This window comes from Sinomonas cyclohexanicum (genome assembly GCF_020886775.1).
GTDB classification, from domain to species: Bacteria; Actinomycetota; Actinomycetes; order Actinomycetales; family Micrococcaceae; genus Sinomonas; species Sinomonas cyclohexanicum.
Genome location: NZ_AP024525.1, coordinates 1,174,340 through 1,192,264 on the forward strand (window position 1 = coordinate 1,174,340; position 17,925 = coordinate 1,192,264).

The window sequence follows — 17,925 nt, forward strand, 5'->3', positions numbered from 1 at the left end:
TCCTAGTTCCCCGGCCACACGGGCGCGCGCTTCTCCTGGAAGGCGAGCACCCCCTCGGCCGAATCCTTGCTGTCCAGGGCCTCCATGAGGGCCGGCAGGCGCATGGCCCGGGCCTCGGCCGCGCTCAGGTGCGCGGTGCGGGAGACCATCTGCTTCACGGCCCGCACCGAGGTGGGGGCGCAGGCGCGGATCATGTCCAGCCACCGCTCCACCGCGGCGTCCAGCTCGGCGGCCGGGACCACCTCGTTCACGAGCCCCATCGCGGCCATCTCCGCGGCCTTGGCCTTGCGCCCGGTGAGCAGGAGGGACATGGCCTGCGTGTACGGGACGCGGCGCACGAGCTGGTGGATGCCGCCGTCCAGGGCGAGGCGGCCCACGCGCGGCTCGGTGAGCCCGAACTGCGCGCCCTCTGCGGCGACGACGATGTCCGCGCCCAGGACCATCTCCATCCCGCCGCCGAGCGCGTACCCGTTGACGCGGGCGATCACCGGGATGTCCAGCGTGGCGCGCAGGCTCAGCCCGCCGAACCCGTTCGGGTCCAGGTCCGCCCAGTACTCGAGCCCGGTCTTGTCCACGCCGGCGGCGGACATGTCCGCCCCGACGCAGAACGCGCGCTCGCCGGCGCCGGTGATGACCACGGCGCGCAGCGACCGGTCGGCCTCGATCTGCGCCCAGATCTCGTTCAGCCGGGCGGTGGTGGGGCCGTCCACGGCGTTGAGCACGTGCGGGCGGTCGATCACCACCCAGGCGACGCCGTCGCGCACAGCCAGCCGCGCGCCGTCGTGCGCCGCCTCGCTGACCTCGGGGGCCGGAGCCTCGGGAGCCGGAGCCGCGCTCATCGCAGCACCCCCAGCTCGGCCAGGCGCCCGATGGTCTCCTCGTCGAAGCCGTTCTCGCGCAGCACCTCGGCGTTGTGCTCGCCGAGCCGCGGGGCGGCGCGGCGCACGGTCGCGGGGGTCTCCGAGAGGCGGATGGGGGCGTTGAGCATGCGCACGGTGCCGGCGGTGGGGTGCTCGGCCTCGACGATCATGCCGTTGACCCGGGTCTGCTCGTCCGCGAGGGTCTGCTCGAGCGTGAACACGGGGGCGTTGAGCAGCCCCTCCTCCTCGAGCCGGTCCGTCCAGTACGCGGTGGGCCGGGTCGCGAAGCGCTCGCGGAAGATCGCCTGCAGCGCGGGCTTGTTCTCGAACTGCCGGGGCAGGTCCGTGAACTCGGGCCGCTGCGTGAGGTCCTCGTCCAGGCCCAGGGCGCGGGAGATGTGCAGGAGCGGGTCCTTCGTGAAGCCGCCCACTAGGCACACCGCCCCGTCCGTGGTCTCGAAGACTCCGCTGAGCGGCATGGCGCCCCAGTTGACCTCGTAGCCGCGGTTGAGCTGCATGCACGCCTCCTGCATCTGCAGGTGCAGCATCGAGTCGTACATCGTCACCTCGACCTTCTGTCCGGTGCCGGTGGCCTCGCGGGTGCGCAGGGCGAGCAGGATGCCCTGGAGCAGGTGCATGCCGGTGATGTAGTCGCACAGCGTGGTCGGGTAGATCGAGGGCGGCAGGTCCTCGCGGTCGCGCCGCCACATCACGCCCGAGTAGGCCTGTGCGATCGCGTCCTGGCCGCCCTTGTGCGAGTATGGTCCCTCGGTACCGAAGCCCGTGCCGGAGGCCCAGATCAGGCCCGGGTTGGTGCGGCGCAGCTCCTCGTAGCCGAACCCCATGCGCTCCATGACGCCGGCGCGGAAGTTGCTGACCACCACGTCCGCGTCCGCGATCAGCCGGCCGATCACCGCCCGGCCCTCCTCGGTGCGGGTGTCCACGCTGATGCTGCGCTTGTTGCGGTTGATCGCCAGGAAGATCGGGTTGTCTTGGCCGTCCGGGTCCGGGAACGAGTTGCGGGAGATGTCCCCGGCGCCCGGCCGCTCGATCTTGATCACGTCCGCGCCGTAGTCGCCCAGCAGCTGGGTGGCGCTGGGGCCCATGAACACCTGGGTGAAGTCCACCACCTTGATCCCGTGCAGGGGAGGCACGACGCCGGTGCCCGCCTCGGGCGCCTCGGCTGCGGCAGGGCTGTGGGTCGCGGCCAGCGCCTCGGCGAGCTTCTCGGCCACGGCGCTCATGCTCCGACCCCCGCGAGAGCCGCGGCGGACGCGGGGGTGAGGGAGCCGGCGTCGACCGTCGCGTTCGCGGCGGGGACGTCGCCCGGGTCGGCGCCGTGGCGGCGCATCCCGGCCTGGATGTCCGCCGCGTCCACGTCGCGGACGAGGAGGCCGTTCTCGGCGGCGAGGGCCGCGGCGACGCCTACGGCCTGGCCCATGGCCATGCACGGCGGGATCTCGCGGGACATCTTCTGCGCCTCCGGGGTGGCCGAGTAGTGCCGGCCGGCGACGAGGAGCTGGTCCACCTCGCGGGGGAGGAGGGATCGGTAGGGGTAGTAGTAGTCGCGGCCGCGGGCCACCGAGTCCTGGAAGTGGCGGCGGGAGACCACGTCCTCCTTGGTCATGACGTACTCGCCCTGGAGCAGGCGGGTCTGGCGGACGCCCATCTGCGGGGCGGCGTCCAGGATGTAGGCGCCGGCGAAGCCGGGGAGGTGCTCCTTGACGTAGGCCACGGCCTCGGTGATGCGGTCGCGGGCGGCGAACTCGGCCTCGGTGAGGTCGGCCGGGTTGACGCCGTCGTAACCGGACATGTGCGGGGCGTTGCACCACACCACGCCCTCGAGCGGGGTCTTGAGCCACCACAGCTCCCACGCGCCGCCGAGGAGGCGCTTGATCTTGCGGTTGATGGCGCGGGCCTCCTTGGGGTTCTCCTGCTCGAAGCGCTCGGCCTCCGCGGTGTCCACGCCGCCGAGGCGGAACACGAGGGTGGTGATGTAGGAGTCGTGGGCGTGGGCGGCGCCGGCGCGGGAGGCCACGTCGATGTCCCCGGTCGTGTCGATGACGATGTCCGCGAGGTAGGCCTGGGGGCCGGACTTGGTCTCGGCGACCACGCCCTTCATGACGCCGTCCTCGACGATGGGGCGGGAGAACCAGGAGTGGAGGCGCAGGGTCACGCCGGCCTCGCGGACCAGGTCGTTGGAGACGCGCTTCCAGCCGTCGGGATCGAACGCTGCGGCGTAGCAGATGGGCTTGGGGGTCGCGTGGGAGTGGAAGTCGAAGGTGCCGAAGCGGCCCCACCGGTTCCACAGCTCCTGCGAGGCCTTCCGGTCCTCGGCCGGCGGGACCACGGCGAGGCCCAGGGCCTGCAGGCGCTCGACGTACTCGGAGACGATGCCGGTGACGGTGATCTCGGAGCCGTTGATCATGTCGTCCAGGACGAGGACCATGCCGCCGGAGGCCAGGCCGCCGAGGTAGGAGTAGCGCTCGAGGAGGGTGACGGAGGCGCCGGAGCGGGCGGCGGTGACGGCCGCGGCGACGCCGGCGGGGCCGCCGCCGACCACGAGGACCTGGGAGCGGTTGACCACGGGGGCCGTGAGCTCGGTGGGATGGACGCGCAGATCGTGGGGGTGCATGGGGTTCCTTACTTGCCGACGTAGAGGCCGGAGGAGCGGCGGGCGAGGACGTAGAAGAGGACGCTGAGGGCCGAGAGGACGGCCACGTATGTGGGGAAGATCCAGTCGGCATGCAGGGACTGGAACCAGACGAGCAGGTAGGAGGCGGTGCGCGAAGAGGGCCACGCCGATGCGTAGCCGAGGGCCACGCCGGTGCGCGGATGCCTTGGGCATCAGGGAGGTGCTGACCACGTGTAGATGGTCAGCAGGGACGAGCGAGGAGCGGGCGAGGCCGAGGCCGGCGGACGTAGAGCGCAGAGGACCGAGGATCGCGAGCAGGCGGTGACCAGACCACGCGGGACATGCGCCTTGCACAGTGCCCGGTAGATGTCATGTCAGCACCAGACGATCGAGCGCCCAGGAGCACGCGGAAGCGCGAGGCCGGCTGGACGAGGCGCATGAGGAAGACGAGGGATCGCGAGCAGGCGGTGACCACGAACCAGCGGACATCGCCTTGCCGTCCGTCAGCTTGCCCACGACCCAGCTGCCGATCACGAGGATGGCGCCGAGCGCCGTCGTGAGCGCGAAGACCGCGGTGGGGTCCTCCTTGAAGTTGCTGCGGGCGGCGGTGGGCAGGCCGGTGTTCCAGGCGTAGTTGTAGGCCTGGGCGGCGCCGACCACGAAGATGATGGCGAGGACGGCGAGCCAGTGCTTGCGGATTCCGGTCCAGACGCCGGCGGTGGAACTGGTGGCCATCTCCTCGGGCTGCAGGGTCTCGGGCAGGGAGCGGCGGAGGTAGAGGACCACGAGGCCGAACAGCGCGCCGATGACGAACGGGACGCGCCAGCCCCAGGTGCTCATCGCGGCGCCGCCGATCGTGAGGCTGCACAGGAAGCTCACGAGGGAGGCCATGAGGATGCCGAGGTTGACGTAGAAGCTCATGAGGCCGGCGACCATGCCCTCGCGGCCCTCGGGAGCCAGCTCCACCGCGTGGGAGGTGGACAGCGGGGCCTCGATGCCTGTGGAGATGCCCTGGATGATGCGGGAGGCGACGAGGATGATGCCGGACCACTGGCCGATCACCGCGTAGCTCGGGGTCACCGCGACGAGCAGCGTCGTGGCGGCCATGAGCATGATCGAGAGGAGCATGATCCGGCGGCGCCCGATCCGGTCCGCGAACGTGCCCAGGAGCACGCCGCCGAGGGGGCGGAACGCGAAGCCGACGGCGAAGACCGCGAGGGTGTTCAGCGTCGCCGAGAGCGGATCGTGGGAGGGGAAGAAGCTGGGCCCGATATAGGCCGAGAGGAGGCCGAAGACCATCCAGTCGTACCATTCCAGGGCGTTGCCGAGGCCGAGTCCGAGGAGTCCTCGGCGGACTTCGGGGGTGAAGCGGCGGGAGGTCGAGGGGTCGGCGGTGACCACATTGTCGATCATGGGGGGTCCTTTGCTGCGCCGCTACAGGGCGCGCGAGGGTATGACGCATCGCGGGGCGGTGCGAAAGACAGGTGTGGAAGGGGGTCAGCCTGCCGGCGGCGTGCCCGGCTGTGCCGAGGGCGCCTGAGGGGCTACCACGCGCGGGGGGCGCTGACCCAGATCGCTACGCAGGGCTCTTCGTAGCTGTTGGCGTACCAGTGGGGGATCTCGGAGTTGTAGGTGATGGAGTCGCCCTCACTGAGGCTGTAGCGGACTCCGTCGAGGTAGACGTCCTTCCGGCCCGAGATGACGAGGCAGAACTCCTCGCCGCTGTGGTGGAAGGGGGTGGCGCTCGTATCGTGGCCCGGCGGGGTGACGATCCACTGCACCTCGAGGGCGCCGTTGAGGCTCGGGGTGAGCAGTTCATGGACTGCCTCGCCCACGGACTCGCGGGTGACTCCCTTGAGGTTCCGCCGCTCGGACTTCCTGACCACGGGGGACACGCCGTCGGCCTGTCCTGCGAAGAACCGCCCGACGGGGATGTCGAGCCCGTGCGCCAGCTGCGCCAGGGTGGTGAAGGAGGGGTTGGCCAGACCGCGCTCGATCTGGCTGACGATCGCCTGGCTGAGGCCGGTGGCGTCGGAGAGCTGCGCGAGGGTCATGCCGAGCTCCTTGCGGCGGGAGCGGACCTTGGTGCCGACGGATGCCAGCAGTGCGCTCGTGGCCGCAGGGGCGCCGGGGATGCTCTCGGTGGTCATCTCTGCCTCTCCTGTGGTGACCTGACTCACACAACTATAGTGAAGATCTTCAGTGGATCAAGGGTTTGTCTTTATTTTCCTGAATTTCTTCACTCAGGGTCGGCCGGATGCGATCGGTAGGCCGCCGCGGTACGCACGCCGGCCCACCCGTCCGGGACCAGATCGCCGTCGGTCAGCGCGGCATAGAGCCGCCCTCCTCGCCGGTGAGGCGCGTCGGCGCCGCGCGGGTGGGCCGCGGGTCCTCGACCCACAGCTCCGCGTGCCGACGCTGCCACGGCCCGCGCGCGGCCTTCCCCGAGGACGGTACCTCATCGACAAGGGACCCGTCGGAGCCGCGCCCCTGCAGAGGACCACCCCGCTCTGCACACTCGTCGGCACGCATGCGGGAGCGGCCGAGCCCCCAGCACCCGGTGAGGCCGGCCAGCCCGGTGAGGCCGGCCAGAAGCCAGCCCCGCCGCCGGTCTGGATCAATCTCTGGCGCCGCACCGACTACCTCGGGTTCCCCGTCTTCTCCTACGCCGCCGTTCCCAATGCCCTGGACCGCCGAGCCTCGGAGCTCGAGCCCGACTCCTAGATGGCGGCCGTCGCGACCCACGGCAACTACCTGCCCACGGACGCCTACCTCACCGCGCGCGCGGACCTGCTCGCGGGATGGTGACGCGCGCTGTTGTCCTGACGGCCTGTGGCGGGGACGCACGACAGCGCCCGGTCGCCCCGCGCACAAGCCGCGGGGCCGCCGTCGAACGACGTCCGCGGACAGCGCGGCCCACACAGGGGAGGTGTGCGGGCCGCGCGGGCCGCATGGATCAGGAAGTGGGGAGCATGGTGGGAATCGCGAGACTCGGGAAGCCCTCGCCCTCGACCACTACGCTCGGCATCCACCTGATGCAGTAAGCGCCGAGGCGAGCCCCTGCCGTACCGTGGACCCATGGAGCGCGTGAGCAGCAACGACCTCACCCTGCTCGCCACGGACCGCGGCCCCGTGCCCATGCACATGGCGGCCGTCCTCGAGTTCGGCGCCGACGCGCCCGAGTTCGCCGAGGTCTCCGCGGCCCTCGCCGGGCGGATCCCGCGGGTGCCCCGCCTGCGCCAGCGGCTCACCCCCGCGCCCTGGGGGTGCGGGCGCCCGCTCTGGGCCGACGACCCGTCGTTCAGCCTCGACCGCCACCTGGAGGCGGCCGTCATCGACGGCGGGCGGGACGCGGTCCTGCGCTTCGCCGCCGACCTCGCGTGCCGCCGGCTCCCCACCGACCGGCCGCCGTGGGCCGCACGCTGGGTGCGCAGCGCCTCCGGCGGTCCCGCGGCGCTCGTGTTCGTCGCGCACCACGCCATGGCCGACGGGCTGGGCGGCCTCGCCGTCCTCGCAGCGCTCGCCGACCAGCGCCCCGAGCACTCCGCAGCGCACGACGGCGGCCCGTCACCACAAGCGGTCGGCTCGCCCGAGCCGCCCACCTCGCAGCCACCGGCGTTCCCGCAGCCGCCGCCGAGCGGGCTCACGCTCCTCGCTGACGCGTGGCGCGAACGCGCTGCCGAGCTTGCGGGCCTCCCGCGCGCACTCAAGGGCGCCGCTCGGGGCCTGCGCGAGCTGGCGATCGCCCGCGGCCTGCGGATCCGGGCCGCGCAGACCTCGTTCAACCGGCCCACGGGCGGCACCCGCCGGGTTACCGAGGTCACCGTCCCGCTGCGGCCGCTCCTCGACCGGGCCCACGCCCTCGGCTGCACCCTGAACGACCTCATCCTTGTAGCAGTCTGCGGGGCGATCGCCTCAGCGCTGCGGGCCCGCGGCGAATCGCCTGGGCCGCTCGTCGTGTCCGTGCCGATCACGTCGCGGCGCGGTACCGGAGCGGACGGGGGAGCGGCGCGCCTGGGCAACCAGAACGGCGTCGTGCCCGTCGAGGTGCCCAGCGACCCGGACCCGGAGGTGCGCCTAGCGCGCGTGGCCGCGCAGACGGCCGCGCGTGCCGGCGCGCCTCGCGGAACCTCGGCTGGGCCCCTGGGCGTGGTGTTCCGCGCGCTGGCGCGGGCCGGGATCTTCCAGCGGTTCATCGACCGGCAGCGGCTCGTGAACACGTTCCTGTCCAACATGCGCGGGCCTGCCGAGCCGCTCTCGCTCGCCGGGCACCGCATTGCCGGGATCGTGCCGTTCACCATGACGCCGGGCAACGTCGGGGTGTGCTTCACGGTCCTCTCCTACGCGGGGAGCCTCGTCGTTGCGGTCGTGGCCGACCCAGAGATCGTGCCAGAGCAGGACGAGCTGACGCGGCTGCTGGTCGAGGAGCTGGACAGGCTCACGGCGTGACACCCCTCCGGCGCGTTTCGCGCTACCTGCGGGCCACGGGGTGCTTGGAGATGACCGCGGCGCCTGCCCCGATGTGAAGCCGCCCGGCCGTCGATGAGCGGGTGGTTCCGGGCTACCGACTCGAGAAGCGCAGCAGCCTTGAGGCGCAGGGTCCCGTAGGCGTCGCGGCCGCCGACGGTCGTTGCCGGCCGCGCGAGTGCCGAGCCAAGGAGTCCGGCGTCCTTCACATGGAATCCGAACCGTTGGATGACGAGCAGCGCGCCCTGGAGCGGGAGGGCGCTCTTCGAGGCATGCTGTGCTGCGGCAACGGCCTCGAGCCGCTGGTCGAGATCGGCGGGAATCCGGACGTTGATGGTCGCGGTCGATGGTACCGCTTTGGTGCCTAGGCGCCTCGGTCAGCCGAGCGGGCACCGCCCGGCGACCCGCCGTCGTCGTGCACGTACCGCTCGCCGCGCAGCGCCGAGGCGACCGCCGCGATGAGGCACGCGGCCACCGCGAACCCGAAGGCCACCGCGAGACCGTCCGAGAATGGCCCCGAGATGAGCGAGGGGAAGAACGCCCGGCCGGTGAGGTACTGGACGTTCGCCGCCGGGAGCGAGCCGAGGACCTGGGGCCCGAGGAGCGACTGCACCGGGTTGTAGCCCAGCAGCGAGGCGAACAGGACCCCGACCGGCGGCAGTGCCGCGACCCGGTCCGCCGCGGCCTCCGGGACGCCCTGCGCCATGAGCCCGGCGCTCAGCGTGTGGGGGAGCGAGCCGGCCAGGCCCGTGATCATCAGCGAGAAGAAGATGCCGATGGAGAGCACCATGGACGAGTTCTGGAACGTGGTGCTCATGCCCGCGCCGACGCCGCGCTGGCCCGGGGGCAGGCTGTTCATGATCCCGGCCCGGTTCGGCGCGGCGAACAGGCCCATGCCGATCCCGTTGGCCAGGAGCGCGAGCGCGAACACCCAGTAGTCGAAGTCCACCGGCAGGGCGAGCAGCCACAGGAAGCTCGCGGCCGCCACGACCATTCCGCCCGTGGCGAGGAGCCGGGCGCCGAAGCGGTCGGAGAGCCAGCCCGACGTCGGCCCCGCGACGAGGAAGCCGACGGTCAGCGGCAGCATGTAGATGCCCGCCCACAGCGGGGTCGACTCGAAGCTGTACCCGTGCCGCGGGAGCCAGATCCCCTGCAGCCAGATGATGAGGATGAACATGAGGCCGCCGCGGCCCAGCCCGGACAGGAGGCTCGCGAGGTTCCCGGCCGAGAACGCGCGGATGCGGAACAGGTCCAGCCCGAACATCGGCTCCGCCACGCGCCGCTCGATCACGCAGAACACCGCCAGGACCGCGACGCCGCCGAGCAGCGCCGCGAGCACCGCCGGATTGGCCCAGCCCATCGGGCTGCCGCCGTACGGCTGGATCCCGTACGTGATGCCCACGAGCACCGCAATGAGCCCCACCGCGAACGTGAGGTTCCCCCACCAGTCCATCCGCGACCGCGGCCGGGTTCCGATCTCGTGCAGGCGCAGCGACGCCCAGACGGTCCCGAACAGGCCCACGGGCACGGAGACGAGGAACACGAGCCGCCAGTCGATCGGGCCGAGCAGCCCGCCGAGGATGAGGCCCAGGAACGAGCCCGCGATGCCGGCCACCTGGTTCAGGCCCAGGGCCAGTCCGCGCTGGTTCACCGGGAACGCGTCCGTGATGATGGCGCTCGAGTTCGCCATGAGCAGCGCCCCGCCCACGCCCTGGAGGATCCGCATGGCGATGAGCCACAGCGCCCCAGCCGTGCCGGACAGCCAGGTGACGGAGAGGAGTACCGAGAAGACGGTGAAGATCGCAAATCCCCAATTGTACATCTTCACGCGCCCATACATGTCCCCGAGCCGGCCGAAGCTCACCACGAGCACCGCCGTGACCACGAGGTAGCCCATGATGACCCACAGCAGCAGGCTCGTGTTGGACGGCTCGAGCGGGTTGATGCCGATCCCGCGGAAGATGTCCGGCAGCGCGATGAGCAGGATCGAGGAGTTGATCGTGGCCATGAGCACGCCGAGCGTCGTATTCGACAGGACGATCCATTTGTAGTGCGGGCTCGCGAGATCCCGCTCGGCGTGCGCCGCGCGCCGGGCCCGGTACGAGGTCAGGGTGTTCAGACCCATGCGACTCTCCCAACTGCTGCGAAGCGGGTGCGAGTTGGTTGCGTCTACGAACTACCCTACGCCTGGTGGGGGCGGGGGGACCGTGCGGCGGTGTCCAGCGGCGGTCTTACCTACTTGCCGGCGAGGTCGTCGGCCACCCGCCGGAGATCCTCCAGCCACCCCTTCGATCGATCCGGCTTCTGGGAGGCCCCCTCGAAGTTCTGCAGCGCATCCGCGATGCAGTCCAGTGCGGCTGAGATGTTTGCCTTCACGGAGTCGTACCCCTCATTCGAACGGGGGTCGGCGGACGCGGTCTTGAGTAGCTCCGCCCCGGCGCGCACCACGAGGGACGCCTCAAGTTCGTTCATGGTCTGCGTTCCTCCGGGAGCTGAAGCTGCGGGTCGTGGTCGCGCTGCAGCGCGACCACGCACGTGAAGCCGGCGAGGTCCTCCCAGCGCGCGGGAATGGGCTCGGCGGGCGTGGCGCCGATGGACGCGAGCCAGACGACCAAGTTGGCCCTGTCGTCGAAGGTCAGGTGCGTCCCGTCAACGAGGGCACCGGACATCAGGTCGTCCACGTCATCCGGGCGGCAGATCACGGCCTCCCACCAGCCGCTCTCGGTCCAACCGCCCATTCGCAGGACGGCCAAACAGAGGTTGGATCCGGTCGGGAGGCCCGAGGCGGCGCCCGCAATCATATGGCGGTACATTCGGCGGTCTTGCTCTTCCATGCCGTGGCATCCCATCGTGAGGCTCGAGAGGATGCAGCCTTGGCCGGTGACGTCATTCTCAGGTGAGTTTGAGGAGGTCGCGCGGAGAGCCGGACGCCGCGGACGGCCAACGGCCGTATGTGCCAGTATCCTCTACAGCGACCTCGAATGACACCGGCGGCGCGGCCGCGGGCAGGTGTGCAGTACCGTGGCAGAATGCCCTACGCCATTCTGCCTGTCGCGCCACCGAGCGGGGAATGGACGTTGACCATCCCCGATCTAGCCGAGCTCATGGGCGAGGACGCCTTCAACCACCCCCGCGACCACGGGTACGGCGAGTGCGATGAGGAGACCAGACGGCAGCTGCGGAAGGTGCGGGACGCGCCCGAGGCGCAGGTGCGCATCTATCGGGCGCTCCCCCCAGGGCTCGGCCAGATCAACACCGGGGACTGGGTCACGCTCTCCAAGGACTACGCGCGCCAGCACGCGATGCGCGACGACGATGCCGCCAACGACTGGCCGATCGTCTTCGCCGACGTTCCCGCGCGTACCGTCGTCACCGACGGCAAGGACCTCGACCAGTACCGGTACGGCGGGCCGCCGATCTCCAGGCTCCGCGACCACACAGCAGACGCGTAGGGCCCGGCTGTGGGCGTATCCGCGAAAGGTGTTGCCAGGCAGCGCTCACGCATCAAACGCGATCTGATGCGTGAGCGCTCGCCGATGACGCACGACGTCGCGTAGTCGCCTCTGCGGCGACGGTGCGCCGTTGTGCGTCACGAGCCGAGAGATCACGCTCCGGAACCGGCGGGCTGATCAGGATGGTTGATCCGGGAGTGTCGCGCCGCAGCCCGAGCCCGAGGCCCAGGAGGACACCGGCCTCGCGCTCGAACCAGCATGCGACGACCACGCCAACCTTCGGGCTCGTCGCGTCAACGAATACGGCGGCGGCCGACCGGAGCTCGGCGTCCGTGACGTCAGGCGGCGGGCAGGAACGCCGCGGCGGAGACCCTGTCGTACTTGTCCGTCTTCTCCTGGTCGATCTTGTTGGGGTGCTTCGTCTCTGGCGCACCGACTCATGAAACCCCACGAAATCTGCTGGCGGGCGCGGGTGCGAAGCGCGGCCGTCGGAAACGCCGTGGTTGTATGTTGAGCGAGCGGCTCTCAGTCTGCCACCTCGAGCACCTTCCCCAGCGCTGGCAGGTGCATGAGGATCCGCAGGACGGGCTTGCCGGTCGCGGCCTCGATCGCCGATCGGTATGCCGCCATCTGGCCCAGGTAATGCGCGCGGATGTGGCCCACGGGGTCGCTGCCCGGGTACGTCTTGTGGTCCACGAGCACGAAGCCGTCCGGCCCCTCGAGCAGGAGGTCGATCCAGCCCTCCATCGCCTGCCCCTCGGGCCGCCAGCCGATCGCGGCCTCGCGGTGCCGCGCCCAGCCCGGGAACTCGCCGTCCAGCCAGGATTCGAACCGCTCGCCCGCGGCGGTCAGCAGCGACGCTTGGACGGTCCGGCCCACGCCCCACCGCTCCACCAGCCGCTCGGCGAGGCGGGCCCGGCCGGCGTCGTCGAGCATCCGGAACTCGGTGCCCAGGTACGCGTGCACCGCCGACCCGACGGCGCCCCAGTCCTCCGAGCCGTGGGAGGCGAGGGGCGCGCCGAGGGTCGCGATGTCGCGGACGTCGGCGTCCTGCCCCGCCGAGAGGGCCTCGCTCGCCTTGAGCCGTGCGGGCTTGCGCACGACGGCGCCCTCCCACCCGGGTGCGTCGACCCACCGGGGTTCCCACTCGCCGTCGGACGGCCCTGCCTCCGCCGGCTCGAGCGCCACGACGCGCGCGGGGATCGTGGCCTCCCGACCCACGACCACCGCGTCCGTCCCGGGCTTGAACGCGACAAGCCCCTCGACCCCGAGGTCGTTGACCATGCTCGGTGAGCCGTTCTTCGCCGTGAGCACGGTGGTGTGCGCGGCGCGGGTCATCCCCACGTACATGAGCCGCGCCTGGTTGCGCTGCTCCCGCGCGAGGAACCGCGCCGCCGCGTCCGAGCCCTGAGCCTGCGCATCGAGCGGGGACCCGCCGTACGGGAACGGGCTCGGCCACAGCCGGATCCAGCGCCCGGCGAGCGGGTCTGCGAGGTCCAGGGCCCGCGTCGTCTCGACCCCGGCGCCGAACGGCCGAGCCCTCGTCTCCTTGTCCAGGCTCTCCATGACCACCACCGGCCACTCGAGGCCCTTCGCCTTGTGGTACGTGAGCACGTTGACCACGTCCGGCCCGGCGTTCTCCGCCGAGTCGTGCTCGTCCGAGCCGAAGAACGCGAGGAACCCGCGCAGCGTGGCCGGCTCCCGCAGCGCCCGGCATCGCTCGTAGTACAGCTCGACCGCGCCCCGGAACGCGTCCAGGTTCCGCAGCCTGCGCTCCGGCGCCGACCACCCCGCGATCAGGCGCGGCAGCCCCAGCGCCCCCGTCACGGCCTCGAGCACCTCGGTGGGCGTCGCCGCCACGGCCTGCGCGCGCAGCTCGTCCAGCGCGGCGACGAGCGGCGCGGCCCGCCACGCGTCGTGCACGAGCCGGGGGCCCGCGACCACCTCGCCGGGTGTTCCGTCCGGTCCGGGCATGCGTTCATCCTCCCGGCGCACGACGGCGCCGAGCAGCTCCCGCTGCCACGTCCCGTGGGAGGGGTGGTCCGGGTGGAGGGCGACCAACTCCGCGAGGGCCACCGTGTCGTGCCGATCGGCCACGTACGCCATCCCGGCCCGCGTCAGCTGCACCTCGCGGGCCCCGCCGAGCGCGCGGGGATTGAGGCTCGCGCGCAGGCCGAGGTCATCGAGGGCCTCGGCGACGGCCTTGACCTCGGCATTGGTCCGGGTCAGTACGGCGATGTCGCAGGGCCGAAGCGGCCGGCCGCCGACGGTGGGCCCACGCTCGAGCAGGTCCCTGACCCCGGCGGCGGTGGCCCGCAGCCGGTCCGCCGCGTTGCCCTGTGCCCGCGACCACGCCTCGACCCCGCCGGGATCCCCCGCATACTCCGCGGCCTTCGACTCGGGCAGCGCGAGGTGCACGGACTCCTCGCTCATGCGGTGCCCGTCCGCGTTCTGGGTGAAGACCCGCTCGAACACGGCGTTCGAGAGGTCCACGGGCGCCTGCCGGGACCGCCACGTGCACGAGAGCTGCTCGCGCCTCTCCGCGGGGACCCGGGCCATGACGGCCTCCATGAGTTCCGGGTCGGTGCCGCGGAACTCGTAGATGGCCTGCTTGGGATCGCCCACCCACACGACCCGCTGCACGAGGGCGCCGAGCTCGAGGAACAGCGCGAGCTGCAGGGGGCTGGTGTCCTGGAACTCGTCCACGACGAGCACGTCGATCCGTCCGCGGAAGGACTCGCGGAACGCCTCGTTGTGCCGGGCGAGCTCGAGGACCTTCGCCTCCTGGTCCACGAAGTCCATGAGGGCGTTGTCCCGCTTGAACGCCTCGTACGCGTCGAGGCAGGCAGCGGCGCAGCGGAACAGTCCGCGCACGTACCCCTCGAGGTCGGCGTGGAGCGCCGGATTGGAGAGCAGCTCGGCGTGGATGCGCTCGCGCAGCGGCCCGAAGATCTTCTTCAGCGGGGCCGGCGCGCCGGAGCCAAGGAATCCCCGCCACACCTCCCACGGGGTGGTCTCGACGTCCTGCGCTTTGGCGATCCTGTCCAGGACCTTCGGGTACTGCTCCTGGAATGCCTTCGTCCCGAGGTTGGCCTTGGACCCGTCGGAGTGCTCGCCGCGGGCGACGGTCTGGTCCAGTTCGGCCCGCAGCGCGTGCAGCTCCCGGAACCACTCGGCGCGGTGGTCCTCGCCGGGATCGTCGAGGAAGCCGCGGAACCCGGCCCACGAGGCGTCCGCACAGGCGCGCACGGCGTTCGCGTCCAGCTGGTTGGTCCGGGCGAGGTTCACGATCCGCTGGAGCGTGTCCTCCCACGACTCCACCGTGTACCCCGGCGCGAGGTCCGGGTGCGTGCCCATGCGCACAGAGATCGGAGTGAGGACCTCGGCGTGCTCGGCGCGGATCTCGTCCGTGGCGAGCCGGAACATCGCCGGGAGCTGGTCCTCGCCGATGACCTCAAGGGCCGGGGAGAGGCCCGCGTCGATCGCGTACTCGGAGAGGAGCTGGCCGCACACGCTGTTGACGGTGCCGATGAGGCTTGCCCCGAGCTGCTGCGCGGCGAGGCCCTCACCGGACTCGAGCAGCCGCGCCGCGATCCGCTCGCGCAGCTCCCCCGCGGCCTTCTTGGTGAACGTCGTGGCCATGACCTTCTCGGGCGGGGTGCCGCGGCGGATCTCGTCCACGATCTTGCTCGTGAGCGTGTACGTCTTGCCCGTCCCGGCGCTCGCGGAGACCATCGTGACGTTCGTCAGGCCGTCTGGGCGCGCGCTCATGAGTAGTCCCCCTTCAGCCCGCACAGGGCCCCGAAATGGCAGAACCGGCACCCCGGTTCGACGTAGAGCCTGCCCGACGCGGTCTCGACCTCCTCGATCGTCCCCGGCGACCCGCCGGAGGCCTCAGCCTGGGCCGCGAAGTCGTCCTCGACCGGCTTGGTCGCCGTGACCCGTCCGGCGAGGACCTGCTCGACCGTGAACTCCGCGGAACGCATGGCCCGGCCCCACAGCTGCGCGGGCGGCTCGGCCCGCGGGATCCGCGCCCCGAAGTGCTCGTGGGCCGACGCGAACGCGTGCTGCTTGAGCAGGTAGTACGCCGTCGGATCGTCGGGCGGGACATCCTCGCCGTCGTGCAGCGCCCACTGGTACAGGGCCAGCTGCAGCGCTCGCCCGTCCTGGATCCGCTGCCGCAGGAACTTCGCCGAGTTGTACCACTTGAGGTCCACCACGACCGTGCGGCCCTCGGTGTCGATCCCCACCGCGTCGGCCGCGCCCTGCACCGGGATCGCGAGGACCCCTTCCTCCGTGACGAGCTTGAGCTCCTTGACGAACGCCTTCTCGACGTCCTGCAGCGCGATGCCGGCCCTTTCGAGGCCGCGGAAGAACCCGTGCGCGGCCTCGGTGATGGCCGCCACGACGGTGAGCCGCCGCGCCTTCTGGCCCGGCAGGAGCAGCTCGGAGGCCATCTGGGGGAGGAGCTCCCCGAGCACGTTCGCGACCTCCCGGTCCTCCGGCACGGCACGGTGCTCGGCCCGGAGCAGGCCGTGCAGCACCTCGACGACCTTGTGCGCGAGGCTGCCGATCATCCTCGCGCCCTCGGGGATGTCCGCCGCGTCGGGCACGCGGAGCCGCCCCTTGCGCTCGAGCGCCCAGCGCATCGAGCAGCCGAGCAGCACCTCGAGCTGCGTGAACGAGAGGCTCTCCGGCGCCATCGCGGTGTTGGCGCCGACCTCCTGCACGGGGTCCGGCCTTCCGGGCCGCCGGGCCTCGGCCCGCTCGAGCCGTGCGGTCCGCCCGGCGAGCCGCCACACGCCGTCGTGATCGGTGAGGCACGACGGCGCCCTGGTCACCGCCGCGATCCGCTCGCCGAGCGCCGCGCCCGCCCCAGGGTGACCGCCGGCGTACCGTTCGACGAGCGACTCGAGCAGCGGGTTCGAGTCGACGCGCTCGCCGTCCCGCTGGGCGATCTGCACAAGCACGAGCCTGCGGCAGCGTCCGGCCGCGGCGAGGGTCTCCCGTACGGCAAGGGCCGTGAGGTCCTGTGGCGTCGGCAGCTCGACCCCCACGCGGGCGAGCGTCGCGGCGTCGTGCGCGTCCCACCGTCGCGCGGCGGGCGCTGACGCGGACTGGAAGCCCCACCAGACCGCGTCCTCGACGTCCTCGCCGAGTTCCACGAGGTGGTTGAGCCGCAGCCACGGCGCAGCCTCGGCGGGGATGATCGGCTCCGTGCTCGGGCCCACGACCGAGCCGACGATCCGCCGCAGGTCGCGCCGCGAGACGTGCCGCAGCGGCGCCACGAGCGCGAGCACCCGCTTGAGCTGCGCGGCCGTGCCCTGCAGGCGGGGCACGACCCCGGCCCGCGCGTTGAGCGCCGCGGCGAACCACCGCGCCGCCTCGATGACCTGGGCGCCGCTGGGCCGGCGCTCCTCGGACAGGAGCTGCGTGCTGAAGAGCCTGTCGAGGTCCGCGGCGAGCTCCGGGCCCAGCCGCTCGTCCTCGCGGATCTCCCGGATGGCCCAGTCCCACGCCGGTCCCCGCGTCCCCGGGGCGCGGCTGAGGGCGCGGAGCAGGTGCCTGGCCGCCGCACGCTTGACCGGCGAGTCGGGGAGCGTGAGGAACTCTGCCAGAAGGTGCACGTTGGCCGGCTCCCACACGGGCTCGAATAACAGCGGGATGAGCTGGTCCTGGGCCCGCCAGGCCGAGCGTGCGCCCACCCCCAGGCGAGGCAGGCACAGCGAGGTGAGGTACTGGTCCAGCACCGCGGTCGCGTCCGAGCTCACGACGGCGGTGCGCGAGTTCTCGTCGGCGGCGAGCCACCGCGCGACGTGCTCGGCGGCCTCCCACTCCGTCTCGGCGGCCAGGACGGTGAGCTCCGGGGCCCCCGCGGGCTCCGGCGTCTCCCTGACCCCCACGCCCCGGGCCCGAAGCGCCGCGATCATGCGGCGCCACACCGCCGGGAACGTCGACTCGGGGTGCTGAAGGATGAGCTCGTCGATGCCGAGCGGCAGGGGAGAAGACTCGAGTTCGGCAAGGAGCTCCGGGACGTCGTCCGCGAGCGACGGGGCCAACGGGAACCCGCCCCCTCTCCCGGCGCGCTCGGCCGCGGCGAGGGTCCGCAGCAGCGGCGAGGCGGCGCCGTCGTGCGCGCGATGCCTGCCGTCCGCGCCCGGGCCGGGCTCCGGGAGCGTGCCGTCCCAGCCGTTCGCGACGGCGTCGTCCCGCGCGGCGAGCAGCTCATGCGCGGTGGACCACGGGTCCGCCTCGAGCGAGCGATGGAACCACGCGTCCGGCGCATCGAGGTGCTCGAGCCGCGCGAGGTACTGGCTCACGCGCTCGGCGTTCGGCACGTCGGGCCGCGTCAGGCCGAGGCGCGTCTGCAGGAGGCCGATGAGGTTCTTCCGCCCCACCCGCACGCGGTTGAGCCCCGGCGCGGCGTACGCCCACGGCGCACGGTCCAGGAACCACCCGAACTCGACGATCATCGTTACCCCTCGCTCGATCCCCCTGCGTCCCTTCACCC

General features: G+C 72.0%; 15 protein-coding genes. 4 read left to right on the forward strand and 11 right to left on the reverse strand.

What is annotated here, in order from left to right; genetic code table 11:
* Window positions 1-2 precede the first annotated feature (2 nt).
* The 6 genes from SCMU_RS05525 to SCMU_RS05550 form a co-directional block, all read right to left on the reverse strand.
* On the reverse strand, window positions 3-839 hold the full coding sequence (locus tag SCMU_RS05525; protein WP_229232031.1) for an enoyl-CoA hydratase-related protein: 837 nt from the start codon (window positions 837-839) through the stop codon (window positions 3-5).
* The gene (locus tag SCMU_RS05530; RefSeq protein ID WP_229232032.1) at window positions 836-2,095 is read right to left on the reverse strand and encodes a CaiB/BaiF CoA transferase family protein; all 1,260 of its coding nucleotides are present in this window, start codon (window positions 2,093-2,095) and stop codon (window positions 836-838) included. The genes SCMU_RS05525 and SCMU_RS05530 overlap by 4 nt, the downstream gene beginning before the upstream one ends.
* Before the next feature lie 5 nt (window positions 2,096-2,100).
* Window positions 2,101-3,495 (reverse strand): FAD-dependent oxidoreductase, encoded by a 1,395-nt coding sequence (locus SCMU_RS05535; protein WP_229232033.1) that lies wholly within the window; start codon window positions 3,493-3,495, stop codon window positions 2,101-2,103.
* A gap of 8 nt (window positions 3,496-3,503) precedes the next feature.
* Window positions 3,504-3,683, reverse strand: a complete 180-nt coding sequence (locus tag SCMU_RS05540; RefSeq protein WP_229232034.1) for a hypothetical protein — start codon at window positions 3,681-3,683, stop codon at window positions 3,504-3,506.
* A gap of 181 nt (window positions 3,684-3,864) precedes the next feature.
* Entirely contained in the window at window positions 3,865-4,908 is a 1,044-nt protein-coding gene (locus tag SCMU_RS05545) for an MFS transporter (protein WP_229232035.1), read from the reverse strand.
* Window positions 4,909-5,039: 131 nt separating this feature from the next.
* Entirely contained in the window at window positions 5,040-5,645 is a 606-nt protein-coding gene (locus tag SCMU_RS05550; RefSeq protein ID WP_229232036.1) for a helix-turn-helix domain-containing protein, read from the reverse strand.
* Between the two features lie 259 nt (window positions 5,646-5,904).
* Here SCMU_RS05550 and SCMU_RS05555 point away from each other — a divergent pair, with 259 nt between their 5' ends.
* The 3 genes from SCMU_RS05555 to SCMU_RS05565 all read left to right on the forward strand — a co-directional run bounded on the left by SCMU_RS05555 (window position 5,905) and on the right by SCMU_RS05565 (window position 8,330).
* Window positions 5,905-6,219 carry a hypothetical protein gene (locus SCMU_RS05555; protein ID WP_229232037.1) on the forward strand — a complete coding sequence of 105 codons (315 nt, stop codon included), beginning with the start codon at window positions 5,905-5,907 and terminating at the stop codon, window positions 6,217-6,219.
* Between the two features lie 363 nt (window positions 6,220-6,582).
* Window positions 6,583-7,944, forward strand: coding sequence for a wax ester/triacylglycerol synthase domain-containing protein (locus tag SCMU_RS05560; RefSeq protein ID WP_229232038.1), 1,362 nt, complete (start codon window positions 6,583-6,585; stop codon window positions 7,942-7,944).
* A 227-nt stretch (window positions 7,945-8,171) separates the two neighbouring features.
* Window positions 8,172-8,330, forward strand: coding sequence for a hypothetical protein (locus SCMU_RS05565; RefSeq protein ID WP_229232039.1), 159 nt, complete (start codon window positions 8,172-8,174; stop codon window positions 8,328-8,330).
* Here the strand turns inward: SCMU_RS05565 and SCMU_RS05570 are convergent.
* The 3 genes from SCMU_RS05570 to SCMU_RS05580 form a co-directional block, all read right to left on the reverse strand.
* Window positions 8,327-10,087 (reverse strand): MFS transporter, encoded by a 1,761-nt coding sequence (locus SCMU_RS05570; RefSeq protein ID WP_371829636.1) that lies wholly within the window; start codon window positions 10,085-10,087, stop codon window positions 8,327-8,329. The genes SCMU_RS05565 and SCMU_RS05570 overlap by 4 nt on opposite strands.
* Before the next feature lie 110 nt (window positions 10,088-10,197).
* Window positions 10,198-10,434, reverse strand: coding sequence for a hypothetical protein (locus tag SCMU_RS05575; RefSeq protein WP_229232040.1), 237 nt, complete (start codon window positions 10,432-10,434; stop codon window positions 10,198-10,200).
* Entirely contained in the window at window positions 10,431-10,700 is a 270-nt protein-coding gene (locus SCMU_RS05580) for a hypothetical protein (RefSeq protein WP_229232041.1), read from the reverse strand. Before SCMU_RS05580 ends, SCMU_RS05575 begins: the two co-directional genes overlap by 4 nt.
* A 291-nt stretch (window positions 10,701-10,991) precedes the next feature.
* Between SCMU_RS05580 and SCMU_RS05585 the strand changes: the two genes are divergently transcribed.
* The gene (locus SCMU_RS05585; protein ID WP_229232042.1) at window positions 10,992-11,414 is read left to right on the forward strand and encodes a hypothetical protein; all 423 of its coding nucleotides are present in this window, start codon (window positions 10,992-10,994) and stop codon (window positions 11,412-11,414) included.
* A 525-nt stretch (window positions 11,415-11,939) separates the two neighbouring features.
* On the opposite strand, the gene SCMU_RS05590 is transcribed toward SCMU_RS05585, so the two are convergent.
* Both SCMU_RS05590 and SCMU_RS05595 read right to left on the reverse strand, forming a co-directional pair.
* Window positions 11,940-15,185, reverse strand: coding sequence for a UvrD-helicase domain-containing protein (locus SCMU_RS05590; protein WP_229232043.1), 3,246 nt, complete (start codon window positions 15,183-15,185; stop codon window positions 11,940-11,942).
* The gene (locus SCMU_RS05595; protein WP_229232044.1) at window positions 15,182-17,887 is read right to left on the reverse strand and encodes a PD-(D/E)XK nuclease family protein; all 2,706 of its coding nucleotides are present in this window, start codon (window positions 17,885-17,887) and stop codon (window positions 15,182-15,184) included. The genes SCMU_RS05590 and SCMU_RS05595 overlap by 4 nt, the downstream gene beginning before the upstream one ends.
* Window positions 17,888-17,925: the final 38 nt, after the last annotated feature.